This window comes from Paracoccus sp. J56 (assembly GCF_019633685.1).
Taxonomy (GTDB): Bacteria; Pseudomonadota; Alphaproteobacteria; order Rhodobacterales; family Rhodobacteraceae; genus Paracoccus; species Paracoccus kondratievae.
Genome location: NZ_JAFL01000069.1, coordinates 1 through 1455 on the forward strand (window position 1 = coordinate 1; position 1455 = coordinate 1455).

Annotated in this window: 2 protein-coding genes; one reads left to right on the top strand and one right to left on the bottom strand. The window is 62.7% G+C overall.

Translation table 11 applies throughout. From position 1 onward, the window contains the following. Positions 1–773: 773 nt before the first annotated feature. The gene (locus M511_RS18980; protein ID WP_085503265.1) at positions 774–1019 is read right to left on the bottom strand and encodes a type II toxin-antitoxin system ParD family antitoxin; all 246 of its coding nucleotides are present in this window, start codon (positions 1017–1019) and stop codon (positions 774–776) included. A 172-nt stretch (positions 1020–1191) separates the two neighbouring features. On the opposite strand from M511_RS18980, the gene M511_RS18985 reads away from it, so the two are divergent. After that, positions 1192–1455 (top strand): contractile injection system protein, VgrG/Pvc8 family (locus tag M511_RS18985; protein ID WP_248284549.1); only part of this gene is annotated, 264 nt, incomplete at its 3' end.

Genomic DNA, 1455 nt, shown 5'->3' on the forward strand with positions numbered 1-1455 from the left:
CGACAGCTAATCCCGACATCCATGACCCCATTCAAATCATGGTAGCCCAGTGATTCAGAAATGAGATGAAAACGCAACTGTAATGATAGGCGGGGCGCGGTAAGGTGATCGACGGGCAGAACGCATCCATACGGATGATATCTTTTCCGATGAATACCTCGACATCTCGAAGGCGCAGCGCAAGTCCTACCACCTGAAGCAAGTCGCGATCACCATGCGCGCGCTTGGCTGGGAAGGCCCGATGAAGCTGCGTATCCACGGCGTTTTGGCGCGCGGTTACGCGCGTCCGAGCGATCAGCCCGATGACGTCGAGTTTTGATCGCGGCGCTGGCCTCCTTGTCGCCCTGAGGGGCGGTAGGGGGAGCGGCAGGCAACGGGCTGTAATTTGCGAGGCTGAGGCTATTCGCCAAGCAGGTGATTGGTGGGGACGTACCACCGTACCATGTGTACCACTGGTCGGCGCGCCCTGTCGCGCGCGCGGTGGTGGGCCGGTCATCCGCGCCGGTCGTCTCCCGCAGCCTCTCTGGAGGACATGGTACATATGGTAGGTGGTACGGTCCCGGAGCGTCGACGTCGCCTATCCTGCGACATTGACACATTTTCGGCGCATAGCCTGGCCGAACGTCCACTTTTCTGCTGCGCCTTTCACCCGATGCCAGCGCGTGGCAGGTGTCGCGCAACTCCTCCGCATACCGCCGGGCTTGCGCGAGGCCTCGTATAGTCTCAGATTGCCTCCAGATCGACCGTTGCCGCGACGGTGAAGGCCAGTGCCTTCATGCGTTGCGGCCGGCCATCTTGCGGGCAATGAACTGGTCGAGATCGAAGCCTTCCGCCCGGCCGGATGCCTCTCCGGCGATCAGGGCGGCCTGCAACGCCTTCACCCTGGCCTCGTGCTCCTCCAGAAGCCGCAGCCCCGCCCGCACCACGTCGCTGGCCGAGCCATAGCGGCCGCCCTTCACCTGCGCGTCGATGAAGCTGACGAAGTGATCGCCGGGCGAAACCGAAGTGTTGCGGGACATGCGGGCCTCCTGCGCGTCGATACCGGAAATTACCAAGAAATCGTATCAGCCGCAATTGCCGGATCTCTGCCGCCGGATGGGCAGATTGGCTTATCGGCTTGGCATTTCCGCTTTGGACATGCACACTTTCAGCAGCTTAGTTTGACCTGTTTCCTCCCGACGAGGCTTGTTCATGAGTGCCCCCCTTCGCCAGACCGAGCGTCTCGGCCGTCTGACCACCGCGCTTGGCGCTGACATGCTGGCGCTTCTGCGCTTTGACGGCACGGACCATCTGAACGACCTGTTCGAATACCGCGTCGAGGCGCTGGCCACCCGCGATGACCTCGACTTCGACGCGCTGGTCGGCACCCATGCCACGGTCGAGATCGAGGGCCGTGAGGGCACCCAGCCCTTTGACGGCATCGTCACGCAGGCGCGATGGGCCGGGGTGGGCGAG